The 23,439-nt window shown below is 51.2% G+C and carries 15 protein-coding genes; 12 read left to right on the top strand and 3 right to left on the bottom strand.

The features are described from left to right. The first annotated feature begins 28 nt into the window (after positions 1-28). On the top strand, positions 29-439 hold the full coding sequence (locus tag FHS16_RS32770) for a beta-galactosidase trimerization domain-containing protein (RefSeq protein ID WP_376769715.1): 411 nt from the start codon (positions 29-31) through the stop codon (positions 437-439). Positions 440-498: 59 nt separating this feature from the next. On the opposite strand, the gene FHS16_RS32765 is transcribed toward FHS16_RS32770, so the two are convergent. The 3 genes from FHS16_RS32765 to FHS16_RS32755 form a co-directional block, all read right to left on the bottom strand. Beyond that, complete coding sequence (locus FHS16_RS32765) at positions 499-1,011, bottom strand: sensor histidine kinase (RefSeq protein ID WP_376769712.1); 513 nt, start codon at positions 1,009-1,011, stop codon at positions 499-501. 115 nt (positions 1,012-1,126) lie between these two features. Beyond that, complete coding sequence (locus FHS16_RS32760) at positions 1,127-1,261, bottom strand: hypothetical protein (protein WP_376769711.1); 135 nt, start codon at positions 1,259-1,261, stop codon at positions 1,127-1,129. 292 nt (positions 1,262-1,553) lie between these two features. Beyond that, positions 1,554-1,703, bottom strand: coding sequence for a GH32 C-terminal domain-containing protein (locus FHS16_RS32755; protein ID WP_376769714.1), 150 nt, complete (start codon positions 1,701-1,703; stop codon positions 1,554-1,556). Between the two features lie 310 nt (positions 1,704-2,013). On the opposite strand from FHS16_RS32755, the gene FHS16_RS28570 reads away from it, so the two are divergent. The 11 genes from FHS16_RS28570 to FHS16_RS28520 all read left to right on the top strand — a co-directional run bounded on the left by FHS16_RS28570 (position 2,014) and on the right by FHS16_RS28520 (position 23,368). Then, positions 2,014-8,691 carry a 3-keto-alpha-glucoside-1,2-lyase-like domain-containing protein gene (locus FHS16_RS28570; RefSeq protein ID WP_183570691.1) on the top strand — a complete coding sequence of 2,226 codons (6,678 nt, stop codon included), beginning with the start codon at positions 2,014-2,016 and terminating at the stop codon, positions 8,689-8,691. A gap of 291 nt (positions 8,692-8,982) precedes the next feature. Beyond that, on the top strand, positions 8,983-10,347 hold the full coding sequence (locus FHS16_RS28565; RefSeq protein WP_246432020.1) for an ABC transporter substrate-binding protein: 1,365 nt from the start codon (positions 8,983-8,985) through the stop codon (positions 10,345-10,347). Between the two features lie 106 nt (positions 10,348-10,453). Continuing rightward, positions 10,454-12,256, top strand: coding sequence for a sensor histidine kinase (locus FHS16_RS28560; RefSeq protein WP_183570687.1), 1,803 nt, complete (start codon positions 10,454-10,456; stop codon positions 12,254-12,256). A gap of 5 nt (positions 12,257-12,261) precedes the next feature. Beyond that, positions 12,262-13,893, top strand: a complete 1,632-nt coding sequence (locus FHS16_RS28555; protein ID WP_183570685.1) for a response regulator transcription factor — start codon at positions 12,262-12,264, stop codon at positions 13,891-13,893. 169 nt (positions 13,894-14,062) lie between these two features. Further along, on the top strand, positions 14,063-15,613 hold the full coding sequence (locus FHS16_RS28550) for a glycoside hydrolase family 32 protein (protein ID WP_183570683.1): 1,551 nt from the start codon (positions 14,063-14,065) through the stop codon (positions 15,611-15,613). Beyond that, positions 15,613-17,523, top strand: a complete 1,911-nt coding sequence (locus FHS16_RS28545; RefSeq protein ID WP_183570681.1) for a GH32 C-terminal domain-containing protein — start codon at positions 15,613-15,615, stop codon at positions 17,521-17,523. The genes FHS16_RS28550 and FHS16_RS28545 overlap by 1 nt, the downstream gene beginning before the upstream one ends. A 65-nt stretch (positions 17,524-17,588) precedes the next feature. Beyond that, positions 17,589-18,521, top strand: a complete 933-nt coding sequence (locus tag FHS16_RS28540; RefSeq protein WP_183570679.1) for a carbohydrate ABC transporter permease — start codon at positions 17,589-17,591, stop codon at positions 18,519-18,521. A 10-nt stretch (positions 18,522-18,531) separates the two neighbouring features. Next, a complete protein-coding gene (locus FHS16_RS28535) occupies positions 18,532-19,371 on the top strand; it encodes a carbohydrate ABC transporter permease (RefSeq protein ID WP_183570677.1) in 840 nt (279 codons plus the stop codon). Next, positions 19,371-20,360 carry a carbohydrate kinase family protein gene (locus tag FHS16_RS28530; protein WP_221226500.1) on the top strand — a complete coding sequence of 330 codons (990 nt, stop codon included), beginning with the start codon at positions 19,371-19,373 and terminating at the stop codon, positions 20,358-20,360. Before FHS16_RS28535 ends, FHS16_RS28530 begins: the two co-directional genes overlap by 1 nt. Before the next feature lie 185 nt (positions 20,361-20,545). Next, a complete protein-coding gene (locus FHS16_RS28525) occupies positions 20,546-22,021 on the top strand; it encodes a glycoside hydrolase family 32 protein (protein ID WP_183570675.1) in 1,476 nt (491 codons plus the stop codon). Then, positions 22,022-23,368, top strand: coding sequence for an ABC transporter substrate-binding protein (locus FHS16_RS28520; RefSeq protein ID WP_183570673.1), 1,347 nt, complete (start codon positions 22,022-22,024; stop codon positions 23,366-23,368). The last annotated feature ends 71 nt before the right edge of the window (positions 23,369-23,439 follow it).

Raw genomic sequence — 23,439 nt, 5'->3', positions numbered from 1 at the left:
TAGGTGCGGAGCACAACACGGTAGAAGTCTGGATGGAGCTGCTTACCCGACGACTGCGGAAGCGCTTGCTTGGTACGAGCACCCGCACTGGGGGGCTTATGCAGCCGTTACCGAGAATCGTTACGGCCAAGGCATCGCGACGTATATCGGCTGCATGCCGAGCGCTCAAGTCATGGCGAAAGTACTGGAACGTGCCAGCAAGGCAGCAGGACTATGGGGCCTCGAGCAAGATTGTCGCTACCCATTAATCGTGAAGTCCGGAACGAATGAAGCAGGCCGGGAGATTCGCTACTTTTTCAACTATTCTGACGCGTCTATTTCGTTCACTTATTCGTACGAGGTCGGTACCGAGCTGCTCTCGAACCGTAAAGTTTGCATAAATGAACAGATCGAACTCGACCGTTGGGGTGTCGCGATTGTCGAAAGTGTTACATCGTAGTCTTATCAAGCAAATCGAAAGCCGCGCTTCTCTTCAGAGAGCGCGGCTTTCGATTGTAACTATATATCTATTTCCTGTTGGTTTTCCTCGGTAATAAGCACGGCGGGGATGCGAAGTACTATCATGGTACCGACACCTATCTCGCTTGTGATCACAATATTGTAGTTTCCCCCGTAATGCAAGCGGATTCTCTCTTGAACGTTTCGCAAGCCAAAGCCGCTGCCTCCGGTCTCGCTAGAATTATGTGTAACCGGCAGGTTGCGTCGGAAGTTTTCCAACACTTTTTCAGGCATTCCGATCCCGTCATCCTTCACTTGAATAAGCAGGTCGTCTGCCATTCGGCGAACGCTTATCGTTATGGTACCTCTCTTTTCTTCCTTACAGAGCAGCCATTTAGGATCTGCAATTAACCAGTCTGCTTCGGTGATGTTATAACTGTCATCAGGTTTAATGCCTGAAGTTTTCAGAGCAAGGTTGAATCCGATCCATCGCTCATGGAAGCTCTTGCAGTGCATGTAATCGCCTATGAATCCAAGTGTCATGCTGCCTTGATCGATGATTTTCTTGGTCATGAAGAAAGTACTGGATTCGTTCTCCATTAACAAAAGGTTAGTAATGCAATATTGCCATGATTCTTTATTTAATATCCATCGGGGTCAACATAAGCAAACTGCTTATAATTGTATTCTATAGCGCGCTTAATTCCTTTATTGTGAGTCTCCTGAGGAATTGACTCATTCCATTCAGTGCTTTAGATACCGTATTTCTGGATAATCCTAAGGAATCGGCAATTTGTTGAATCGTTACTTTTTCTTTGCTCATGATACAGCCCCTTGTTTGAAGTCAATCCAATCAAACGGAAGATCCGGCCTCAGTAGCTTTGAAGAACCTAATGTATAATGGATAGGTTAATAACTCAACTCGTTCTTACAATTGAACACTAAATGTAAATGAGTCCATATTTCGCGTAGGCAATAACAACGATCGATAAAGCAAATGCTGATTCAGAATCACAAAAGAAATAAAATGCGACATCCAACCGAGAAAGCGGAATGGGTGTCGCATTTTATTATTATGGGGGAGGGAATGGCTATGGGACCTGAAATATATTGTGCTATCTCCACGTATTAGCCATCGGATAATACTTCAACGAAACCAAGTTTACATTACCGCCGAGGGTGTAGATCGACATTCTCTTGCGGGTCGGTTCAGGGAATATGGTATCGCTGAACGTGACTTTTCCGTCGTTGCAGAACATTTCGATAGAAGATTCATTGCATGTTCATGACGAACCGAGTTTGTTTAATTCCTCCCTTCTTATAGCAGAAATTTGTAAGCGCTTATATTTTTCTGTATATGCAAAAATCGTTTTTCTCTACCTATCGTGTACTGTAGTTAAATTTTTATGGGTTTCCTTTCAGAATGCTCTGTTTTATTCTTTTAATTTTCTAGCTATCTCTTGAATGATTTTATATGCTCCAAAAATCTAAAGAACAGATCAGATCAAATTGAAATCATTCCAAAACAGGCTAGATTAAATTGATCATAAGCTTACACAAGGAGGTTGTTCTTAGTTGGGGAAAAGGTATTTGGGAGCATTTAAGTTGTTTATGTCGCTTACGCTGGTATTAGCCCTCTTTCTGCAGGTAGTGGCTTCAGTTAAAGCAGAAGAAACCACCGATCGAAGCATGGCCGGGTTGCAAACGATTGACAAGGATGTAATCTCCAACGGGGAGACCATTTGGAGTTCCAATCTGACTGGTTGGACAAAAAAGGAAGGAGATGATTGGTCAGACGTTCCAGGGGGGAAGCTGATTTCTTCTGCCGCCAAAAATACGATGATGCTGGCGGAAGGCAATTGGACAAATTTCCGTTATGATGCGGAAATGACATTCAAGAGCAATAATGGTCATGCATCGTTGGTATTCCGTGCCGACGCGAGTGGTTGGGATTCCTACAAGCTTCAGCTCGAGCCTTCGCAAAATTCGATCCGGTTGACGGGGCCTGGCGGGTTATCCAATACCTATACGCCTACTTCTCCACTTGTGTCGGATACCCCTTACAAGCTAAGTATCGTTGCCGGGGATACCTCCATTAAAGTTTATTTCGGCTCCATTGAGACGCCAATATTTGATGTGACAAATAGTTCCCTGGCAACAGGGCAGCTCGGTATTCTTGTATGGGATGGCGACGTTCTGTTTCAGAACGTGAACGCCGAGCAGATTACCTCATCTGTTCCGGGCTTTCAAACCAATCTGACAGGTTGGGGCTATGGTGGGGATGCAGGCTCCTACGAAGATACGGAAGAAGGGCTCAAGCTCGATTCTTCAGGCAATTATTTTGCAATCGACCAAGCAATTTTCGATAATTTTCAAATGGATGCAGATGTAATGCTCGCCAAGGATAGCGGTGTCGTATCGCTCGTTTTCCGGGCCAACGACAATGGCTGGAAGTCTTATATGGTTCAATTGAATCCAGCCGAAAATAAACTGCGTCTGTTAAATTCGGATGATCAGGCGCCTAATCGGCTCTTTCAAGAGCAGAACGTACAAATTGATATAAATACGGTGTACAAACTCCAGGTCAGGGCTGAGGGTGAGAAGCTGAATGTATACTGGAACGGTGAGGAAACACCTGTTTTCAGTATAAATGATAACGCTTACTCGAGTGGGCGAATCGGTCTTCATGTTTATAACACCCAAGCCTTGTTCCAGCATGTGATGATCAAGGATCTTAAGGCCCCCAATACAGGTCTATCTTCCAATGTCGGAGGATGGTCTCAGAAGGAAACCGGGACGTTTGAAGAAACGGCGGAAGGGCTCAAGCTAACCTCGGTCAGTAATTTCTTTGCAATGTCGGACAAGACGATATCTGATACGGCTTTTGAAGCCGATATCACCTTTAAGAGCGAACAAGGCGTTGCCTCGCTGGTGCTTCGGTCGAATGATAGTGGTTGGGAGTCGTACATGGTACAGATCGTGCGCGGAGATTCTCCTGGCAAGGCGACGATTAGGCTGCTCAATTCAAATGAAAGTATACCTGGCCGGCTTTATAAGGAAGTGGAAGTCGAATGGGTTACAGGTCAGGCCCATCATTTGAAGGCAGTGGCAGAAGGTTCGCAGTTGCGGGTGTACTGGAACAGAGAGGCGGTCCCGGTCTTGAGTGCCGAGGACGCCTCCTACACTAGCGGCCTGTTCGGCTTACATGTCTATGATGCTACCGTCGTCTTTCAAAATATTTACGTAGACGATTCATCCGTACATTGGAGTGGATTGAAAAGTAATTTAGAAGGCTGGCAGCTCCGCGGAATTGGAGATGCGAGCTCCGATGCAAACGGGCTCAAGCTTAGCTCCCAAGGTCATTTCTCCGCACTCGCGACGACGACAGGTAGCGACTTGGACTTCGAAGCGGATCTGAAGATCGTCACGCCTAGAGCTTCGGCAGGGCTGTTGTTGCGTGCAGATGACACCGGGAGAAACGGGTATCTGGCAGAACTGGATCAAGAGACTCAAAAACTTCGTTTATTCTCTTTGAATGAGGCGGGGGGAAGTGAACTGTTGGCTGAGGCTCCTGTTGTCATCACGACGGAAGTAACGTACCGACTACGCGTAAAAGCGGAAGGGCATACCATGAAAGTGTATTGGAACGGGAAATACGACCCCTTGCTGCAGGCACAAACATCTACGTACGCCAATGGGCGTTTGGGGATGTATAGCCATGGAGGGTCAGTGTACTTTCAGAGCGTGATGGTGAACGAACCTGTAACAAATCTGCAAAACTGGAACACAGTTAGCGGCATTTGGCAACCTCATTTAAATGGCATCCGGGGGGACAGTGAGAATGGCGAATGGTCGATTCGGACGGCGTTCGTACCGCAGAGCGCTTCGGACTATGATGGCGACCTGATACTGGAAGGCGATCTCATCAGGGGGAAAGAAACGCCAGGCGTGACGGCGGCACTACAGTTACGGACTAGCGTGGATGGCACGCGAGGGTATCTGCTTGCAGCGGGACCGGATCATGCGGTATCACTGTTGAAAAAAGACCGGAACAATGTGACTATCGAGGCCGAAAGCGAAGCGCCGCAGCTTGCCGCTGGCAAATCGCATCACATAGAGGTGATCATGAAAGGCGCTTCGATAACTGTGTTTGTGGATGGATATGCGGACCCTGTATTGGAGTGGGAGGGGCTGGAGAACGATTTGAGCGAAGATGTCGTTGGGATAGCAGTGAAAGATGGCATATCCTATTTTCAAAATATGTACGCAACACCATTAGACCAGTATTATGAAGAACTATACCGTCCTCAATATCATTACTCGCCTGTCCGAGGTTCTGCGAGCGATCCTAACGGACTTGTCTATTTCAAAGGGGAATACCATTTGTTCCATCAGGACGGAGGTCAGTGGGCGCATTCGATCAGCACGGATTTGCTACACTGGAAGAAGATGCCTTTCGCTTTGAAGTGGAACGATCTGGGCCACATCTGGTCTGGCTCAGTGGTAGCCGATCTTAATAATGATTCAGGCTTATTTGGGGATGTAGGCGGTCAAGGCCTTATAGCCTACTATACGTCGTACAATCCCGATAAACCCGGCGGCAATCAGAAGGTGGGCATGGCCTACAGCAAGGACAACGGCCGAACATGGGAGTACTATGGCAACGAAGCTATCGTTCCTAATCCCGGCGGCAAAGATGGCGGCTGGGACTTCCGCGATCCGAAGGTCGTGCGTGATGATGGGAACAACCGCTGGGTCATGGTCATTTCTGGTGGTGACAATATCCATTTTCTAACTTCCGTCGATTTGATCCATTGGCAGCGCACCGATCAATTCGGATTTAACGAAATTTCTGTTGGGGGCGAATGGCAGGAAGGCGTTTGGGAGTGCCCCGACCTCTTCCCTCTTACGGTAGAGGGCGGCACGGTGCGTAAATGGGTGCTAATGATCAGTACGGGAGCAAATCCGAAGACGCAAGGTTCAGAAAGCCGCTACTTTATTGGAGAATTGACAAAGGACGGAAAGTTCGTCAATGACAATCCGGTCAGAACAATGCTTAAAATAGAGTACGGTAAAGAAATGTACGCTTCCATGACGTTTCAGAATGCCCCTAACAACCGACGTATAATGATGGCGTGGATGACGAACTGGGACTATCCGTTCAGCTTTCCTACTTCACCCTGGAAAGGCGTGTTGTCGATACCTCGTGAGCTTTATCTCGTAGATACGGATGAAGGTCTTCGTCTTGCCCAGCGGCCCGTGAGCGAGTTGGAATCGTTGCAAGGCGAACCACTGACCTGGAGTAACGAGAGCGTGACGCCACAGACGACAAACCTTCTGACTGGTCTTTCCGGAAGCGCCTACGAAGTCGAGGCGGAGCTGGAGCTGCCTGAATCAGGAGCGGCGTCGGAGTTTGGGTTTCAGGTGCGCGAGGGCGGAGATCAAAAGACGGTCGTAGGTTATCGATCGGCTACAAATACGCTGTTTGTGGATCGCTCGAAATCTGGATTTATTCATTTTTCGGATAAATTTACTACCCTTCATGAGGCAATTGTCAAGCCAGTCAACCGAACCATCAGCTTGCGGCTCTTGATTGACGAATCTTCGCTTGAAGTATTTGCAGATGGAGGCAAAAAGACCTTTACCGAATTAATATTCCCGGACGGTGCTAGGGACGGTCTAACTTTGTACGCTAAAGGCGGAGAGATCAAAGTCGTCTCGTTAAAAGTATATCCACTGCGTAACGTTTGGAAGCCAGCTACGATAGACGGAACAACAGTTGCAAGTGAAATCCGGCTGGATAGGGATTCCGTTGAGATTGGCGTTGGAGAAGAGAGGCGTATATATGCCACGGTCGTGCCCTATACGGCTACGGATAAAACGCTGATTTGGACATCGGTAAATCCCTCCATTGCCACTGTAACAACAGACGGGGCTGGCGTTGCGGTCGTGAAGGCAATTGCACAAGGTGAGACAAGCGTAACGGTAGCTATGGCGAACGGAGCAGTGAAACGAACCTTTAAGGTGTCGGTCGGAGCTTTTACGACTAACTTGAAGGACTGGAAGGCTTATCCGCTTTCAGAATGGGTTCCGACAGCGCAAGGTATTCGCGGCTTCTATGGCTCTGATGCGGCTTACATGTCAAACAAACAGTCAGCGGACTTCGTATATGAGACCGATGTCAAGCTTACCGATAGTGGTGCTGCCTCAATTCTATTTAGGGCAAATGCGGACGGAACAGCAGGATATTATTTTAATCTGGATCCGAATCTGCGAATGTTGCGCCTTTTCTACAAGGCTCCCGGTAAATCGGATGTCGAAGATCGGATGGTATTGGCCAAAGTTCCTCGAGTGCTGGATAAAAACCGAATTTACCATGTCAAGATCGTGGCAACGGGCATGTTCATTCACATCGAACTGGATGGAGAACAGGTCGTTCATCTTACTGACGATACTTTTAGCCAAGGATACTTCGGATTGAATGTTTTTGGAGGTTACGTCTATTATCAAAATACAATTGTAACCGGAGATACACTGCACGATACGAGGAAATATAGCCTTACGAGTGTAGCGGACGGCCGTGTATTGGGCGTCGATTCTCAAGATAACTTTGCGCGACTGAAATCGGTAGTCTACTCAGGCGGAAACAATGAGCAATGGGTCATCGTGCCGCTTGCAAACGGTGACTATTCGATTCGATCCGCATCGAGCGGTAAGGCGCTGGATTGGGATACGGGCCAGAATATGATTCAACTCTATCCTTATCTCGGATACGATAATCAACGCTGGCAGTTGATCGAAGACGAAAATGGGACGTATTCAATCACTTCCAAGAAAAACACCGAACTGTCGTTGAAGGCAAACGTAACAGGAGATATCTCCCTTGTCGCAAAAGACGTCACCGATTCGAGTCAACAATGGCGGATGCAAGAAATTAAGACTCCCGTCGTGCCGAGTGATGGCGGAAATGGCGGTGACCCGATTAATGAAGGTAAAGAATCAGACTCAGTACCGCAAGTGCCAGCCAAAGACATTGCCGAGTTGCTTGCTGACGGCAAGACATCTGATTTTGCTCACATCAAGGAGGTCTCCCGGGACGGGAAACCGATGATTGAAATCACCATTGACGACGGCAAGCTTAACGCTTTGCTAGGAGCGATCGATGTTCCCGAAATGGATATAAAAGTAAAAAAATCTCGAGATGTATTGATTAATGGTTTAACAGTGAAGGACCTTAAGCAGTTGGCAGCGTCGCAGGCGGTGTTAACGATCCATACACCTCAAGCGATAATAGCGCTTCAAGCCGCAGGTTTGGATCTAGGGTCAACACAAAGCACATCAAATACGGATTTTGCTCCGATTGAGCTCTCGATCCGGAATGCAGACAAAGAACTGATTGCCGTTTCGAAGGAAAAGGCGGTAACTGGCGGATACAAGTTGCTGAACGCCCCCCTCGCTGTCGATTTGGTCCGCTTGGTGGACGACAAAAGACAGGTATTACAATTTAATCGTTACAATCCTGTAATGCTGGCGCTTCCCGATGGTATGGGGGATTCGGCGGCGTTAACCGCTGTATCGATTCAGTCCGATGGAACTGCAAGTCATCTGCCTACCACCATAGTAAAAGTTGATGGTGTGAAGTATGCAAAGGCGCAGGAGAGGAGTGGCCTCCGCACATACGCACTCGCTTCTGGTCAAGGCGATTTCTCTGATACAGCGGATCATTGGGCGAACAACGTCATTCATATGGCTGGGGAGAGACTTTTGATTAACGGCGTTGGACAGGGACACTTCCTTCCCAATGGGGAGATTACGCGCGAACAATTCGCAACCATAATAGCACGTGGGCTAGGGCTGATGGACAAGGGGAGCGCGGATTTTGTAGTCGCTTCGACAGTCAAGAAATATGATATCTTTCAAGGCTATGAGGACGCTACGTTCCACGGACGTGATCTGATGTCACGGGAGCAGGCAATAGTCGCTATATACCGTTCAATGAAGCTGATTCAAGGCGAATTTACTCAACCACTTCCTTCGCAGCAACAGGCCAAGGCGCTGTCTGGCTTCAAGGATGTCGGCAAATTAGCCCCCTGGGCTCACGAAGCTGCGGCTATATTAATTCAAAACGGACTCTTGACTGGCAACGACAGAGGAGAGCTTAATCCGGAGGGGACGCTGACACGGGCGGAAGCGACCGTACTGATCTGTCGTCTGCTTCAATCAACTGGTTATATTGATAAACAGCTGAATTGAATACATGACGGGATGAAGTTCGTATAAGATAGTCACCTTGGCAGTTAAATGATAAACGGCTTATTCCACACGAAAAAGACCTCTTCCGTAGCGGAATTGGCCGCTCACGCTTTTGGAAGGCTAAGGCAATAAAATTCCACAGCTTCAACTTCGCATTCGCGAAGTGCTCCTGCCTTATGAATCTTCTGAATATTTTGCAACTCAGGAACCGAGAATATTGAATTATTAAGCGCTCTCTTGGATGATACAATGTTATTGCAAACAACCACAATAAAGAGAGGGGCATCATCCTTGAAAAAGTCAAAACTTGCTGCCATCGGCACAAGCGCGCTGCTCGTCACTGCCTTCCTTGCAGGCTGCTCATCCAACAACAATGTGAACACTGCCAGCCCGTCGGGAACTGCTTCAGAAAACGCATCTACATCGGCTTCTGACAAGCCCACATCCGGCGAACAGGTCAAGCTGACCTTCTGGCGCAATTCCGGCAATGACGCCGAAAACTCCGCTTACGATCAATTGGTGAAGGCATTCAATGCGAACAATCCGGACATCAAGGTCGAGATGAGCCCGATTCCTTATTCGGACTACGACGCGAAGCTGCGGACCTCGATCGCAGCGAACAATCCGCCGGATATTATGGCGATCGATGCACCGAACATGGCATCCTACGCGCAATCAGGAGCATTGCAATCGTTGACGAATTATTTCAATGTGGACGGCAATCTCGACGATATTCCGGCGGGTACAATTGGGGCTTATACTTACAAGGACAACATTTACATGGCACCGCTTACCGAATCGTCCATTGCACTTTTTTACAATAAGAAGATGTTCGAGGCAGCAGGTATTCCGCTACCGTCCAAAAACCCGGATGAGCCGATGACTTGGGATCAAGTGCGCGAAGCGGCTATCAAGCTGACTGACGCGAAAAAGGGCATTTATGGCATCGATCCGGCCCAAGGCTTTGGGAACGCGGGAGCGACCGCTTACTTCAAGTACCCGATCATCTGGCAGTTCGGTGGGGAGATCATGGACAAGGATGGTATGACATCTAAGGGCTACCTGGATATGCCGGAGACGAAGAAGGCGGTACAGTTCTTCGCAGATCTGTATAATAAGGACAAAGTATCGTCGCTGGAATACCCGCCGGATCCGTTCCCTACAGGCAAGCTTGCGATGACGGTCGACGGCTCCTGGTCGTTGTCCTTCTTGGCCGAGAAGTTCCCGAACTTCAAGCTCGGTGAGGATTGGGATGTCGCGCCGCTGCCTAAAGAAACGAAGCAAGCGGTGGCCAACGGCTCTTGGTCCCTCGCCATCTCGTCCCAGAGTAAGAACGCGGACGCAGCCTGGAAGTTCGTGAACTACGTGACTGGAGCGGAAGGCTCCAAGCTATACAGCAGCGTGACGAAAGATATTCCGGTTCGCTACTCCGTTGCGGAGCAGTTCCCGGAGCTGAACGAATATCCGAAGAACGTCTTTGTCATCCAGAACCAAAAATACGGCCGCTCGCGTCCGATTACGCCGATCTTCCCGCAGATGTCGGATGCCGTCAACAAGATGCTTGAAGACGTAACTATTGGTAAACGCAACGTCGATACGGCGATTGCTGATGCCATCAAGAAGATCGACAAGGCTTACGCCGATATGCCGAAGTAAGAAATAAAGGATAACCTGAAAAAGACGTCCGCTATTTGCGGATCGTCTTTTTCAGGCTTTTGCGTTTAAATAGCTCTCATCTTACATTCACCGGAGGCCTGACGACATGCTCTACTCGCTTCGAAGCCGACTTATGGTTGCTTTCTCCATCCTGCTTATTTTCCCGTTCGTTTCGTTGGTCTATATTCTGACTTCCGCGTCGGCGAACCTTATTAAGAATTCCCTTGAAATATCCGCTTCGCAGACGATCGAGCAGTATGCTTCCCACGTAACGACCTTGATGAAGCAGTTGGAGGATATCGGCAACCAGGTTCTCGGAAGCTCGATTACCCAGACTTGGCTGGCCGATCTGCGCAATAGCGAAGCCCTTGAGAGAGAAGAACTGCTGGCGAAGCGCAGGGTGCGGGATTTTCTGTCCTCCTATGCGGTGAATAATTCCAACGGAATCTCGATCAGTCTTTTTAATACAGCGAAGGGCGGATTGTGGAAGCAGGATCGCACATATGAACAGCAACCTTGGTTTTTGGATTACAAGGAGCAGAATGTGAAATGGACGGGGTCTCACTTGGACGAGGATCAGCCGGATGAGAGTATGAGGAACCGCAGTGTGAACGGCTACCTGCTGCCTCTTGTTGAGCTTCAGACGTTGACCAGCGTTGGCATCGTTAAGGTCAACTATCCGACGAGCGTTCTGCGCGATCCACTTGAACGGATTCATTTCGGCGAGACGGGCCGCGTCTTCCTGCTGGACATCGATGGGCAGAGCGTGCTAGGCCAGCAGTTTACAGGAGTAGAGGCCATCTTGCAGGAAGGGATAAGCGAGCTTGGCAAATTCCGGAAGACCAATCAGGCTGGGAAGCTAGAGAGGGAGAACGGCGTGTTCGCCGTACGAAATCAGGGCAAGCCTTACCTGGTCTTCTACGAGGAGCTGCCGGATCAGAACTGGACGATCATGGGCGTCGTGCCGGAACGGGAATTGTATGCGAAGCTGAACCGCATTAAGGAGACGATGTTGCTCGTAAGTGGAATTCTGCTGGTGATCGTGCTTGTCGTGGCATTCGGCCTGTCCAAAAGCGTCACGAATCCCCTTACGCGAATGGCCCGATCCATGAAGCTTGTGAAGCGAGGCGAGTTCGACGAAGCGATTAAACAGATGCCCAACACCCAGCGGGGGCACAGTGAGATCGGTTATGTGACCGGCGCTTTCGGACAGATGACGCACCGGCTGAAGTACCTGATCGAAACGGAATACGAGACGAACCTGAGGCGTAAAAACGCCGAATACAAAGCGTTGCTGCTGCAGATCAACCCGCATTTTTTCAACAATACGCTCGAAATTATTAGCGGTCTGGCCGCTATGAAGCGCAATGACCTCGTTATGGATGCAACCGAGTCGCTGGGACAGATGATGCGGTATTCGCTGGATTTGAGCTCTGATCAGGTGTGGGTGCCGGAAGAACTCGATTATATCCGGGATTATTTGTTCATCCTAAAGCTAAGGTATGACGATCGACTACAGGTACGGATCGAAGAGGCACCGGGAGCCCGTGAACTTAAGATGCCTAAGTTTATTCTGCAGCCCTTGGTTGAGAATGCGGTTAAATACAGCTTGGAAAACGGGGAAAAGGCGATTGTCGAACTAGGTGCTGAGGCCCGCGACGGTTGGCTGTACTTGACCATTTCCGACAACGGAATCGGCATGAATGGGGAACTGGCAGCCGAGTTGCAGAGGGGGCTGTCTGGGGCGGATACGACGGCGATCCTCCACACGGAGGGGAACAGTATCGGACTCCGAAACGTGCTGGCGCGCTGCAGGGTGCAATACGGCGATGCCTTTGAAGTCCACATTGCTTCATCACCGGATTCCGGCACTACGATAACAATGCGGTTGCCCGCAAGCAGGAGTTGATCATCATGTACCGTGTAATGCTCGTAGACGATGAAGCCGGTGTTCGCAATAGCATCCGGGCGAAGATTGATTGGGAGAGTGCCGGCTTCGTCATCGCTTACGAAGCGTCCGATGGAGAGGAAGCACTCCGTATGCTTGCCGAGGCGGTGGTTCGTCCGGATATCGTCATCTCGGACATTCGGATGCCGAAAATGGACGGGATCACCTTCATCCGGGCTTGCAAGGAGGCCTATCCGGAACTGCGTGTTATCGTCTTGTCCGGCTATTCGGACTTCGATTATATGAAGTCGGCCATTCAGCTTGGCGTCAAGGATTATCTGCTGAAGCCTGTAGTGCGGGCGGAGCTCTCATCGCTGCTCGAGAAGCTGGCGGGCGAGTTGAAGGAGGAACGGCTGCTGGAAGGTGAGCGCCAGCGGGAGAAGGTTCAGCGTAACCAGCAGCTGCGGCAAATGCAGGAGCATTTCCTCCTTCAATTGGTGAAAGAGGAAGGCGTAGGCGAGTCTGCGGTGAGAGATCGACTGCACCATTTGCAGCTCGCCAAGCTCGACGGCGAAGCGCTAAGCCTACGCTTTGCGACACTAGAGATGCGCTTGCCGCCGGGACGGCTGCGAAGCTGGGAGGGACGCCGCGATCTGCTGCAGCTGGCATTCCGCATGCTCTGCAGGGAGACGGCCGATAAGCGTGAGGACGTGTACCCATTCTATGACGTGGGGCACCCGTCGATGATGTTTTTCCTGCTGGTGGACACGGGAAGTAAGGAGTCTGGGGACGCAGCCGCGGAGCAGTTCGTTCGCGAGCTGAGGCGCAATGCGGCGATGTACCTGCGGCTTGAGAGCGTCGGCGGCATAGGCGAGCCCGTGTCGGGGTGGCGCGAAGCGAAGAACGGCTATGCCAGCTGTATGCTGGCCTGGAGCCGCGAGACGATCGATGGATCGGCCACCGCTTCGACCCAGCAAGGAGTACTGGATTGGGCGCAGTCATTCACGGCTGAGACGGAGCGAAGGCTGATTCAGGCGATCGAGACATTGAATCGGCAAGCTTTTTCCGCTCAATTACTCGAGCTGTTCCCGTCGAATCGAGATATGCCGATGTTCGCCTTCACCTTCCTGGCGCTGCGGGTCATTCTAACCTTCGGTTCACTTGCGAAAAAGTTTGAACTGGGCGATACCTCGCTTCAACAGGTGCTATGGAATTGCCAAGCTTCGATTGCGACCTATCGGAGTCGGGAAGAGGTACTTGCGCAAATTGAACGGATCGCCGATTTGGTCATGGATGCGGTGCGAAACAGCCGGACCTCCAGCGGCCAGCTGCAGGCGGAGGCGGTCCGCAACTATGTGGACGAGAATTATCCTTACGAGTTGACGCTGTCTCAGTTGGCAAGCATGTTTCACATGAACGAAACTTACCTGTCGGGCTTGTTCAAGCAGAACGCTGGCGTTACATTCAGTGACTATTTGACGCGGCTCCGGATGACGCGCGCCGCCGAGCTGCTGAGCGAGACAGATCTGAAGTTGACGGATATCGCGATGCTGGTTGGCTACTCCAGCTCCAGTTATTTCAGCACCTCTTTTAAAAAGTATTATGGCTGCAGCCCAAAGGAATACCGGGAGAAGCGGCAGACAACGAATGAGAGCTAACGGCTTTTATAGAAGAAGTCATCCCTCCCCACTATTCGCTACTTCCTCCCCCCACCCAGCATTTTAAAAGTTGCTCCCCGAGCATAGTGAAAGTCTTGGCCCTTCCCGCAGCCTTACAATAGAGGCAATCGAAACAAACATGGAAAGCTGCGGGAAGGAAGAATTCGACATGACAAACACGAACACGAGGCAAGACAGCCGCCAATCCGAGCATGAGGATGCGCTTAAGATAGCGGAGGAAGCGGTACAGGCCGGAGCCGCTCGGGCGGCGCAAGATCCGTTCCGCCTGCGCTATCACCTGATGGCGCCGTCGGGCTGGATGAACGATCCGAACGGACTTATTCATTTTAAAGGCGAGTACCATGCCTTCTATCAACATTTCCCATTCGGTGATTATCAAGGCCCGATGTACTGGGGACATGCGGTCAGCCGGGACTTGGTGCGGTGGGAGCATCGTCCGGTTGCCCTTGCACCGACGGAGCCCTACGAGTTCGGTTCGCCTGAAGGCGGCTGCGGCTGTTGGTCGGGCAGCGCGGTGGAGCACGAGGGGCAATTGGTGCTTTTCTATACCGCACACGTCGATGGGCGTACCCCGGAGGAAGTACAGACTATGGCGACGAGCGAGGATGGAATCCACTTCGTGAAGCATCCGGTGCCGGTCATTCAAGGCAGTCCGGACGGTGAATGTTTCGGCTTTCGCGACCCGAAGGTGTGGAAGCATGAAGAGCGCTGGTATATGGTCATTGGCTCAGGTAAAAACGGTCGCGGCCGCGCCCTCCTATACGAGTCTCCCAACCTTTTGGATTGGTCGTACCGGGGAGTCGCGGCGGAGAGCGACGGCACGCAGGGAGATATGTGGGAATGCCCGGATTTGTTCCCGCTAGGTGGTAAGTACGTCCTAATCGTTTCACCAATGAACATGGACGGCGTCAAAAATCTCTACATGATCGGCGAGATGGACTTCGCTACAGGTCGTTTTATCCCCGAGAGCAACGGCATCATCGATGACGGACCGGACTTCTATGCCGCGCAAACGATGTTGGACAGCAACGGACGCCGCATCCTGATCGCCTGGATGGACATGTGGGGATCGCGACTCATTAAGACGGGACGCGCCTGGTATGGGGCTATGACGCTTGCCCGAGAGCTTCAACTGACCGAAGATGGGCGTCTGGCCTCGAGGCCAGTAGAGGAACTAGCTTCTCTTCGAGGACAAGAGATTTCGAAATTAGACAACGGACTCCATTTGCAGCCTGGCGAAGAACGATTCTGGTTGCTGCCGCCGGCCTTTGAATGGCAAGCCGATATTGATCTGTCTGCAACAGAGGCGCAGGAGCTTCGGATCGTAATTAGTGGAGCATGCGAGGATTTATCCGACGCCGAGTCCGTAAAGACTTCGCGGTCCGTCACAGATCAAATCACTAAGATCCGCTGGCTGGCTGCGCAGCGCCGTATTGAATTGAACCGCGATGAGGCGGGAATTGGCGATCCCGGCGTGTACGTATCCGACCTTCCGGCTTCTGCCGCCACTCGCCTGAGTCTCCGTCTGTTCTCAGACAACTCGTCTATAGAGTTGTTTGTCAACGATGGCGATCGAGTGTTGACCAGCCGCATTTATCCTCTGGCATCAGGACGCAGACTGGAGATTCAGGCGGTGGGAGGAACCATTGTATTCGAAGCCATGCGGCTCTGGACTATGGATGGACTGGAGGTTAAGTAATGAGCGGGAATCCGAAAAAGTCTATGTCGGCCCTAGCCACGATCGCTATCGGCACCGTGGTTGTACTCGCGATAGGAGGAGCGATCTGGATGTCTTTCCACTCCGATTCAATTAAAGATTCCGCTGGAAAAACCAACAAGGCGGAGGAAATCTACGCGCCGCCCGCACCTTTCCGATTCAACCCGATCGCGAATTATTATACGGAACGCTATCGCCCGCAGTACCACTTAAGTGTCGAGACCGGCAACATGAGTGATCCAAACGGTATGGTGTATTACGAGGGAGAGTACCATCAGTTTTACCAGAACAGCGGTCAGTGGGGGCATGCGGTCAGTCAGGATCTCGTGCATTGGGAGCATCTTCCGGTCGCCTTGATTCGCGATGAGCTCGGCGAAATATGGTCGGGCAGCGCGGTTGTGGACTGGAACGATACGAGCGGTTTTTTTCAAGGTAAATCTGGGCTGGTTGCGATCTTTACGCATTTCCAAAGCGGCGTGCAGTCGCAGAGCATCGCGTACAGCAGCGACCGCGGGCGCACCTGGACAAAGTATGAGGGTAATCCGGTCATTCCGAATCCCGGAATCAAGGATTTCCGCGATCCGAAGGTTATCTGGCACGAAGCGAGCAAGCGTTGGATCATGGTGGTATCAGTCGACAATCATGTTAGATTCTACTCATCGCCTGATCTCCGAAACTGGACCAAGACAGGCGAATTCGGCATAAATCAAGGTTCGCATGCCGCCGTATGGGAATGTCCAGATCTGTTCGAGCTTCCGGTAGACGGCAGTGGTAATCGCAAGTGGGTGTTGACGCTGAGCGTCGGCAACAACGAGGCGACCAAAGGATCGACTGCGCAATATTTCATCGGAGAGTTCGACGGAAAAACCTTCCATAATGATAATCCCGCCGATAAAGTGTTGTGGACGGATTACGGTAAGGACTTCTATGCGGCGGTCTCGTATTCGGACATCCCAGAGAAGGACGGACGGCGTATCTGGCTCGGCTGGATGTCCAACTGGCGCTACCCGTTTACGATGCCGACCGATCCTTGGAAAGGCAACATGACCGTTCCCCGCGAGCTTACACTTCGCGATATTCCTGGTGAAGGGATACGTCTCATTCAACAACCTGTCAAGGAACTCGATTCGCTGCGCGGCACCGTACTTAAGCTCGAAGCGCAGCAGCTCGCGACCAACTCGAACGCGTTCGGGAAGTGGCGCGGAACCTCTTATGAGCTGGATACGACTTTCACCGTTTCGGCTGATGCTGTGTTTGCACTCAAAGTAAGGACAGATGGTACGGGGGCGGAGGAAACCAGTATCCGCTACAATGCCGCAGCAGGAACACTTACAATCGACCGTTCGAAATCTGGCGCTGTCTCGTTCGAGCCGGGCTTCGCGGAGAGCTTTGCGGCTCCGGTGAAGCCGTCTGCAGACGGAAGGTTACCTCTTCGGATTTATGTAGACGAAGACACGCTCGAAGTGTTTGCTGAAGACGGAGCGAAGGTGCTATCCGCCATCGTGTTCCCCGAGCCGTTAAGCAATGGCTTGTCGCTAGAACTTGAGCGGGGTAGCGTCAAGCTAGATGAAGCCTCATTCTACCCGATGCGCTCGGTGTGGCGTGACGAGGATCCTGATTCCAACGTACCGATCCGCATCCTCATCGGCAAGGAAAGTGTGGACTTGGCGGTTGGCGCCCATGTAACCGTGAAGTCGTCCGTGCTGCCGCTGTCCGCCTCCCAACAGCTCGAATGGGCGTCCAGCGACGCGTCAGTCGCTAAAGTGACACATGCAGCGGACGGCAACGGTGTTGACATCTCCGGCATAAGTGCAGGACAAGCCGACTTGATCGCGAAGACGCCTGACGGCAAAGTGACGGCGACGATGAGCGTGTTTGTCTTCGAGCCGTAAAGGGCGTTCGCTCTCTGAATCAAGTTTATTCACCCAATCCACCAAACTGAAAGGAAGGGAAAACCATGGCACACACCGAGCTAACTCCATCGATATCCAAGCGCCGCAAAGGAAATCCCTTCGGCCGGGCACTGCGCCAGGAAGAGAGAACAGCTTGGCTGTTCATCTTGCCTGCGTTGGCAGCGCTTCTGCTCTTTGTCTTCTACCCGATGGTCCAAGCATTCTTCATCAGCTTCCAGAACTACAACATGGTAGGCGGAACCCGGTCCTTTAACGGCTTAGATAATTACCGGACGCTGATGAATGACTCTGAGTTTCTGGCAAGTCTTCGGCATTCACTATTCTTCGCGGTCATTGTCATTCCGGTACAGACAGCGATCTCGCTAGGCCTCGCGATGCTGATTCAGCGAGCCGGGCGTTTTACAAGCCTGTTTCGCACGGCTTATTTTATCCCTGTCGTGATCTCGACCTCGGTCGCAGCCACGGTGTTCAAGCTCATCTACAACAAGGACTTCGGCATCCTGAATCAGCTTCTCAAGTCGATGGGACTGCCGCTGACGAACTTTTTATCCAATCCGGATACCGCGATGTACGGCATAATCATTCTCGGCATTTGGAAAGCATCTGGGTTTTTCATGATTATTTTTCTTGCGGGACTGAACAACATCTCTCAAGACTTATATGAGGCGGCTCGGGTTGACGGAGCAAGCCGAGCGCAGCAGTTCTTCCGCATTACGCTGCCGATGCTGAACCGGACGATGGCATTCGTTGTCATCATGACGACGATCGATGCAATCAAGCTAGGAGGTATCGTCTTCGTCCTCACCAATGGAGGACCGAACGGCTCCACCCAGACAGTCGTGTATTACATCTGGAAAACGGCTTTTCAGCAAATGCAAATGGGCTACGGCACAGCGGCGGCTTTTGTTCTGTTCGCGATCGTGCTGATCATCTCGCTTGCGCAAATGACCTACTTCAATAAGAAAGCTGACTACTAGGGGGATTATTATGCGGCAAATGGGGTTTGCACTTAAATACATCATGATGACGCTCATCGCCATCGTCTGCATCATTCCGATCGTATGGATGGTCGCTGGATCTCTGCGTCCTTATGAGGAATTGTTCCAATATTCATCGAGCTTGAATTGGCATATGTTCGTGCCAGTCAAGTTCACCTGGGAGAACTACAAAAACGTTATTTTCAGCGATACGAATCCATTCCTACGCTACATTTGGAACACAGTGATCGTCGCTGGATCCGTAACCGTCATCGTGCTCGTCGTAAGCGCCTTGGCCGCCTTCGCTTTCGCGAAGCTGCGATTCCGTGGCAAGTCGATCGTCTTCGCCTTGTTTATGTCGGCGATGGTTATTCCGGGTGAAGTAACGCTCGTGCCAAACTACTTGCTGATGAACAATTTCGGGTGGGTCAACTCGTACGCTAGTCTCATTGTGCCTTCCTCGCTGTCGGTGTTCGGCATCTTCCTGCTGCGGCAGTTTTTCGCGGACATTCCGAATGAGATCATGGAAGCGGCGAAGATTGACGGTGCATCGGTTATGCGCGTGTTCTTGAGAATCGTCATTCCGGCGGCCGTTCCGGCGCTAATAACACTCGGCCTTATGACGTTTCTCGGCAACTGGGACTCGTATCTCTGGCCTCTTATCGTCATCAACGACGAAAAGAAGCAGATGCTTCAAGTCGCGATTGCATCGTTCTCTTCGCTAGCCGGTACCGATTGGTCCAAAATTTTGGCGGCTAGCACGATAGCAACGGCTCCGATTCTGATTCTGTTCTTGTTTCTACAGCGCTACTACATTCAGGGCATCACGATGTCGGGGGTCAAAGGGTAATGGGGCACAAAATTTACGATGCGGTGGCACTTGGCGAGTATTTGATCGATTTCGTGCCGGACGGCGTTTCGGTATCCGGGGAGCCTTTGTTGGAACGCAACCCCGGCGGCGCTCCGGTTAATGTGCTGGCGGCGCTTGCAAAACTGGGCAACAAGACTGCCTTTATCGGCAAGGTCGGACAGGATCCGTTCGGCGAGTATTTGCGGGATGTGCTGATACGGCAAGGAATCGCAGATGAGGGGCTTGTGTTAAGCCGGGACGCACATACGACGATGGCCTTCGTACATTTGGACGAGCGGGGAGAGCGTTCGTTCCATTTCGCCCGTCAGCCGGGAGCGGACGCGCTGCTTACGGAGGACGAAGTGAGGCCGGAGCTTACGAGCGGAACGCGTCTGTTCCACTTCGGCTCTATCTCGCTAACTTCGGAGCCTTCGCGCCAAGCGACGCTTCATGCAGTTGAGGCGGCGCGGCAAGCAGGGGCGATCATCTCCTACGATCCGAACTGGCGTCCATCTCTGTGGGAAACCGAGGAGCTTGGGCTTGTCTGGATGAAGAGTGGGCTTGAACAGGCTAACATCGTTAAGGTGTCGGATGAGGAGCTGGCGCTGCTGACGGGCCTGCCTGACGCCGGCACACTGGATATTGCTGCCGGAGCCGAAGAGCTTGTCCTACGCTACGGGCTGGACGTTCTGCTTGTGACGCGAGGAGCAGCAGGAACGTATTATCGGACGACGCGCTATGCCGGCGAAGTGGCAGCCAACCGTGTCGTTCCAGTCGATACGACCGGGGCGGGCGACGCTTTCATGGGCGCGTTTCTGCACTGCGTGCTCGGCAGCGAGACGAAGGCGGCGGACTGGAGCGAGGAGGAACTGCACAGAACAGTCGCCTTCGCCAACGCCGGCGGGGCGCTCGCTACCACTCGTAAGGGCGCCATTCATTCGCTCGGGACGCTGGAAGAAATCGAAGAGTTGCTTCGCGGGAGACGTTAACCCCGGAAAGCCAGAGTCAGTTGTCTGACTCTGGCTTTTTTTTGTGTACCGTTATCTTGGACCAGTCTTTTCTATGTTCGAGTGGAAAGCTAAAAATATTGAACATAAGACAAAGAAGTTGGAATTTAAAGCGTTTTCTTTTCCTTTTATAATCAAGTTATGATCAACGAAAGGGGTCGCATACATTGTCGAATTTATTTTACAAGCCGGACGGGGCTTGGGTGGGAGACCTCATCCCCTTCTACAAAGATGGTACATTCCGTTTGTTCTATCTTCATGATTGGAGGGAGAACAAAAAAGTTCACGGAGAAGGAACCTCCTGGTTCGAGCTTCGCACAAGCGATTTCGTGCACTACGAAGAAAAAGGCGAAAAGCTGAATCATGGAAGCGTGAGCGAGCAAGACATGAACTGTTATACCGGATCCATCATTGAAGCCGAAGGCGAATACCATATGTTCTACACCGGCCACAATCCGCTTCCGGAATTCGCAGAGGACGGTGAGCCGCTCCAATGCGTCATGCATGCCGTAAGCACGGATATGGAATCATGGCGAAAAATTCCCGAAGATACCTTCTATTCGGACGGGATTCAATATGAAAAACATGACTGGCGCGATCCCTTCGTGTTCTGGAACGAAGAGACGGGCGAGTACTGGATGCTTCTCGCCGCAAGGAACAAAGAAGGTCCGTCCCGCCGGCGGGGCAGTATCGGATTATGCGCATCCAAGGATCTTAAAAAATGGGAAATCCGAAAACCTTTCTGGGATCCGAAAATGTACGTAACGCACGAATGCCCGGACTTGTTCCGGATCGGGGAATGGTGGTATCTGGTTTACTCCACGTTCTCGGACCGGTTCGTCACTCATTACCGCATGAGCAAATCTTTGAGCGGACCTTGGACGGCGCCGAGGAACGACGCTTTTGACGCCAGAGCGTTCTATGCCGCAAAAACATGGAGTGACGGAAACAAACGGTACGCTTTCGGCTGGGATCCAAGCAAGGAAAACGAGGACGATTACGGTAATTGGCAATGGGCCGGAAATTTGGTCGTACACGAAGTCGTTCAAGAACCGGATGGAACGTTAACGGTTCGCATCCCGGAAACCATTTCCCATCATTTTGCAAAAAAGCAGCCTGTTGAGTGGGGTTCGCGGTTTGGAGATTGGGAGGAGTCAGAGGGACGCATAACTGCGGCGGCTGACGAAACATTCTCATGCATAGCAGCCGGCTCCATGCCCGAAACTTGCAAGATTTCGGCCCGGCTGTCCTTCACCGAAGGGACCAGAAGCTGCGGCATCATGATTCGTGCAAGCGATGACCTCGATGAAGCCTATTATATTCGTCTTGAACCGATTCATAACCGTCTCGTATTCGATATGTGGCCCCGTCGTGTGAAGGGTGAGGCGCAGTGGCACATCGACGGAGATCGTCCCCATGCGGTAGAGTTGGAAGTGCCGATAGAACTACGAGCCAATACGGTTTATGATATCAAGATCATCGTGGAAAATTCCGTTTGCGTCGTATATTTGGCCGGACAGGTCGCCATGACTACACGCTTGTATAATTTGAAAACCGGCGGCTGGGGTTGCTTTGTCCAGGAAGGCCGGGCTCAATTCGAACAAGTATCCATTTCGGTTCCCAACTCACAGGAGGTCGTATAAATGAAACGTTACGTCAAATGGTTGACTCTTGCATTATCGCTTCTTGTCCTGATGGCAGCGGCGAGCGCATGCGGTGGCGGTAACAACAATAATAACGACGCTGCAGAATCCGGATCGGCAGCTCTGGCGGACAGGAAAACGTACAAATGGTTCGTGGCCCGGGGAGTAGACAGCCCTCCGGCCGTTACAGTAAAGGAAATTGCGGACGAGTTTTCCAAAACGCATCCAGAATTCGAACTGGTTCTGGAAGGTACGGGCGATCGCCCGTCCTATTTGCAGAAGCTGCGGACATTGATCGCGAGCAATGAAATGCCCGCTATGTTTGATACCGATCCCGATGCCTATGCTTCCAAGTTGGTGCAGGAAGGCAAGCTGGTGGACATGAAAAAAGTGCTGCAAGACCTTGGGAAATACGAAGATTTTCGTCCGATTTCCTTGCAATATCAGCAGTTTGCTGACGGCAGCATGTACACTTTCCCGCTCGAATACGGGATCGAGGTATTCTGGTACAACATCAAGATGTTTAAGGATATCGGCATTGAACCGCCAAAGACATTCGATGAGTTTATGAATGTCTCCGAGACGTTGAAGCAGAACGGGATTACGCCGATTGCCGTCGATGGCAAGGACAAATGGCCGGTTCTCCGGTACCTGGCTTATAAGCCTTTCCGCATGACCGGGAATGATTTTATCGAGAACGTTAAGCAAGGCAAGGCATCCTTTAAGGAGCCGGCCGGCATGGCAGGCATTCAATTCGTTCATGAGCTGGGCACCAAAGGGTACTTTCAAAAAGGGTTCGCGTCAACGGATTACACCGCGGCGCGTGACTTGTTTCTGGCGGGAAAAACCGGAATCTATTACATGGGTTCGTGGGAAACTATGAATTTTGTGAATGATAAAGTGAACGCGGAAATGAAGGACAACATCGGGTTTTTCCGGCTTCCCATGACGGAAGACGCCAAGACGGCTGATAACGATTATTTCATCAACTCGGGTATTGGCGTTGCATTCAACAAAGAGACTTTCGATGATACGATGAAGGGATTTCTCAAATTCCTCCTGGAAAAATATCCAGAAGCCTATACGAAAAAAGGCCAATTCTCGCCTTTCAATTATTCGCTTGATCAAACGCAAGGGATGCCAGAGCTTTTCTATAAAATTCAAGACGAAATCGCGAAATCCGGAAGCGTCTTCGCGGTGCCGTGGGATACGCGCCTCGACCCGGCTACGAATGAGCTGCTCGGCACCGAGTTGAATGCCTTAGCTCTCGGAGCCTATACTCCGGATGATTTTGCAGAATTAATGGATCAAGCTATTAAAGAAAATGCGCCGAAATATTTCAAATAATTACGCAGCACAGCCGGCCAACCGAAATTCGGTTGGCCAGCTATGTAAGTAAAACAATATTAAAAAATGGG

The organism is Paenibacillus endophyticus (assembly GCF_014192395.1).
GTDB lineage: Bacteria > Bacillota > Bacilli > Paenibacillales > Paenibacillaceae > Pristimantibacillus > Pristimantibacillus endophyticus.
Note: the sequence above shows the minus strand (reverse complement) of the source record. Positions and strands in the feature narration are given on the sequence as shown.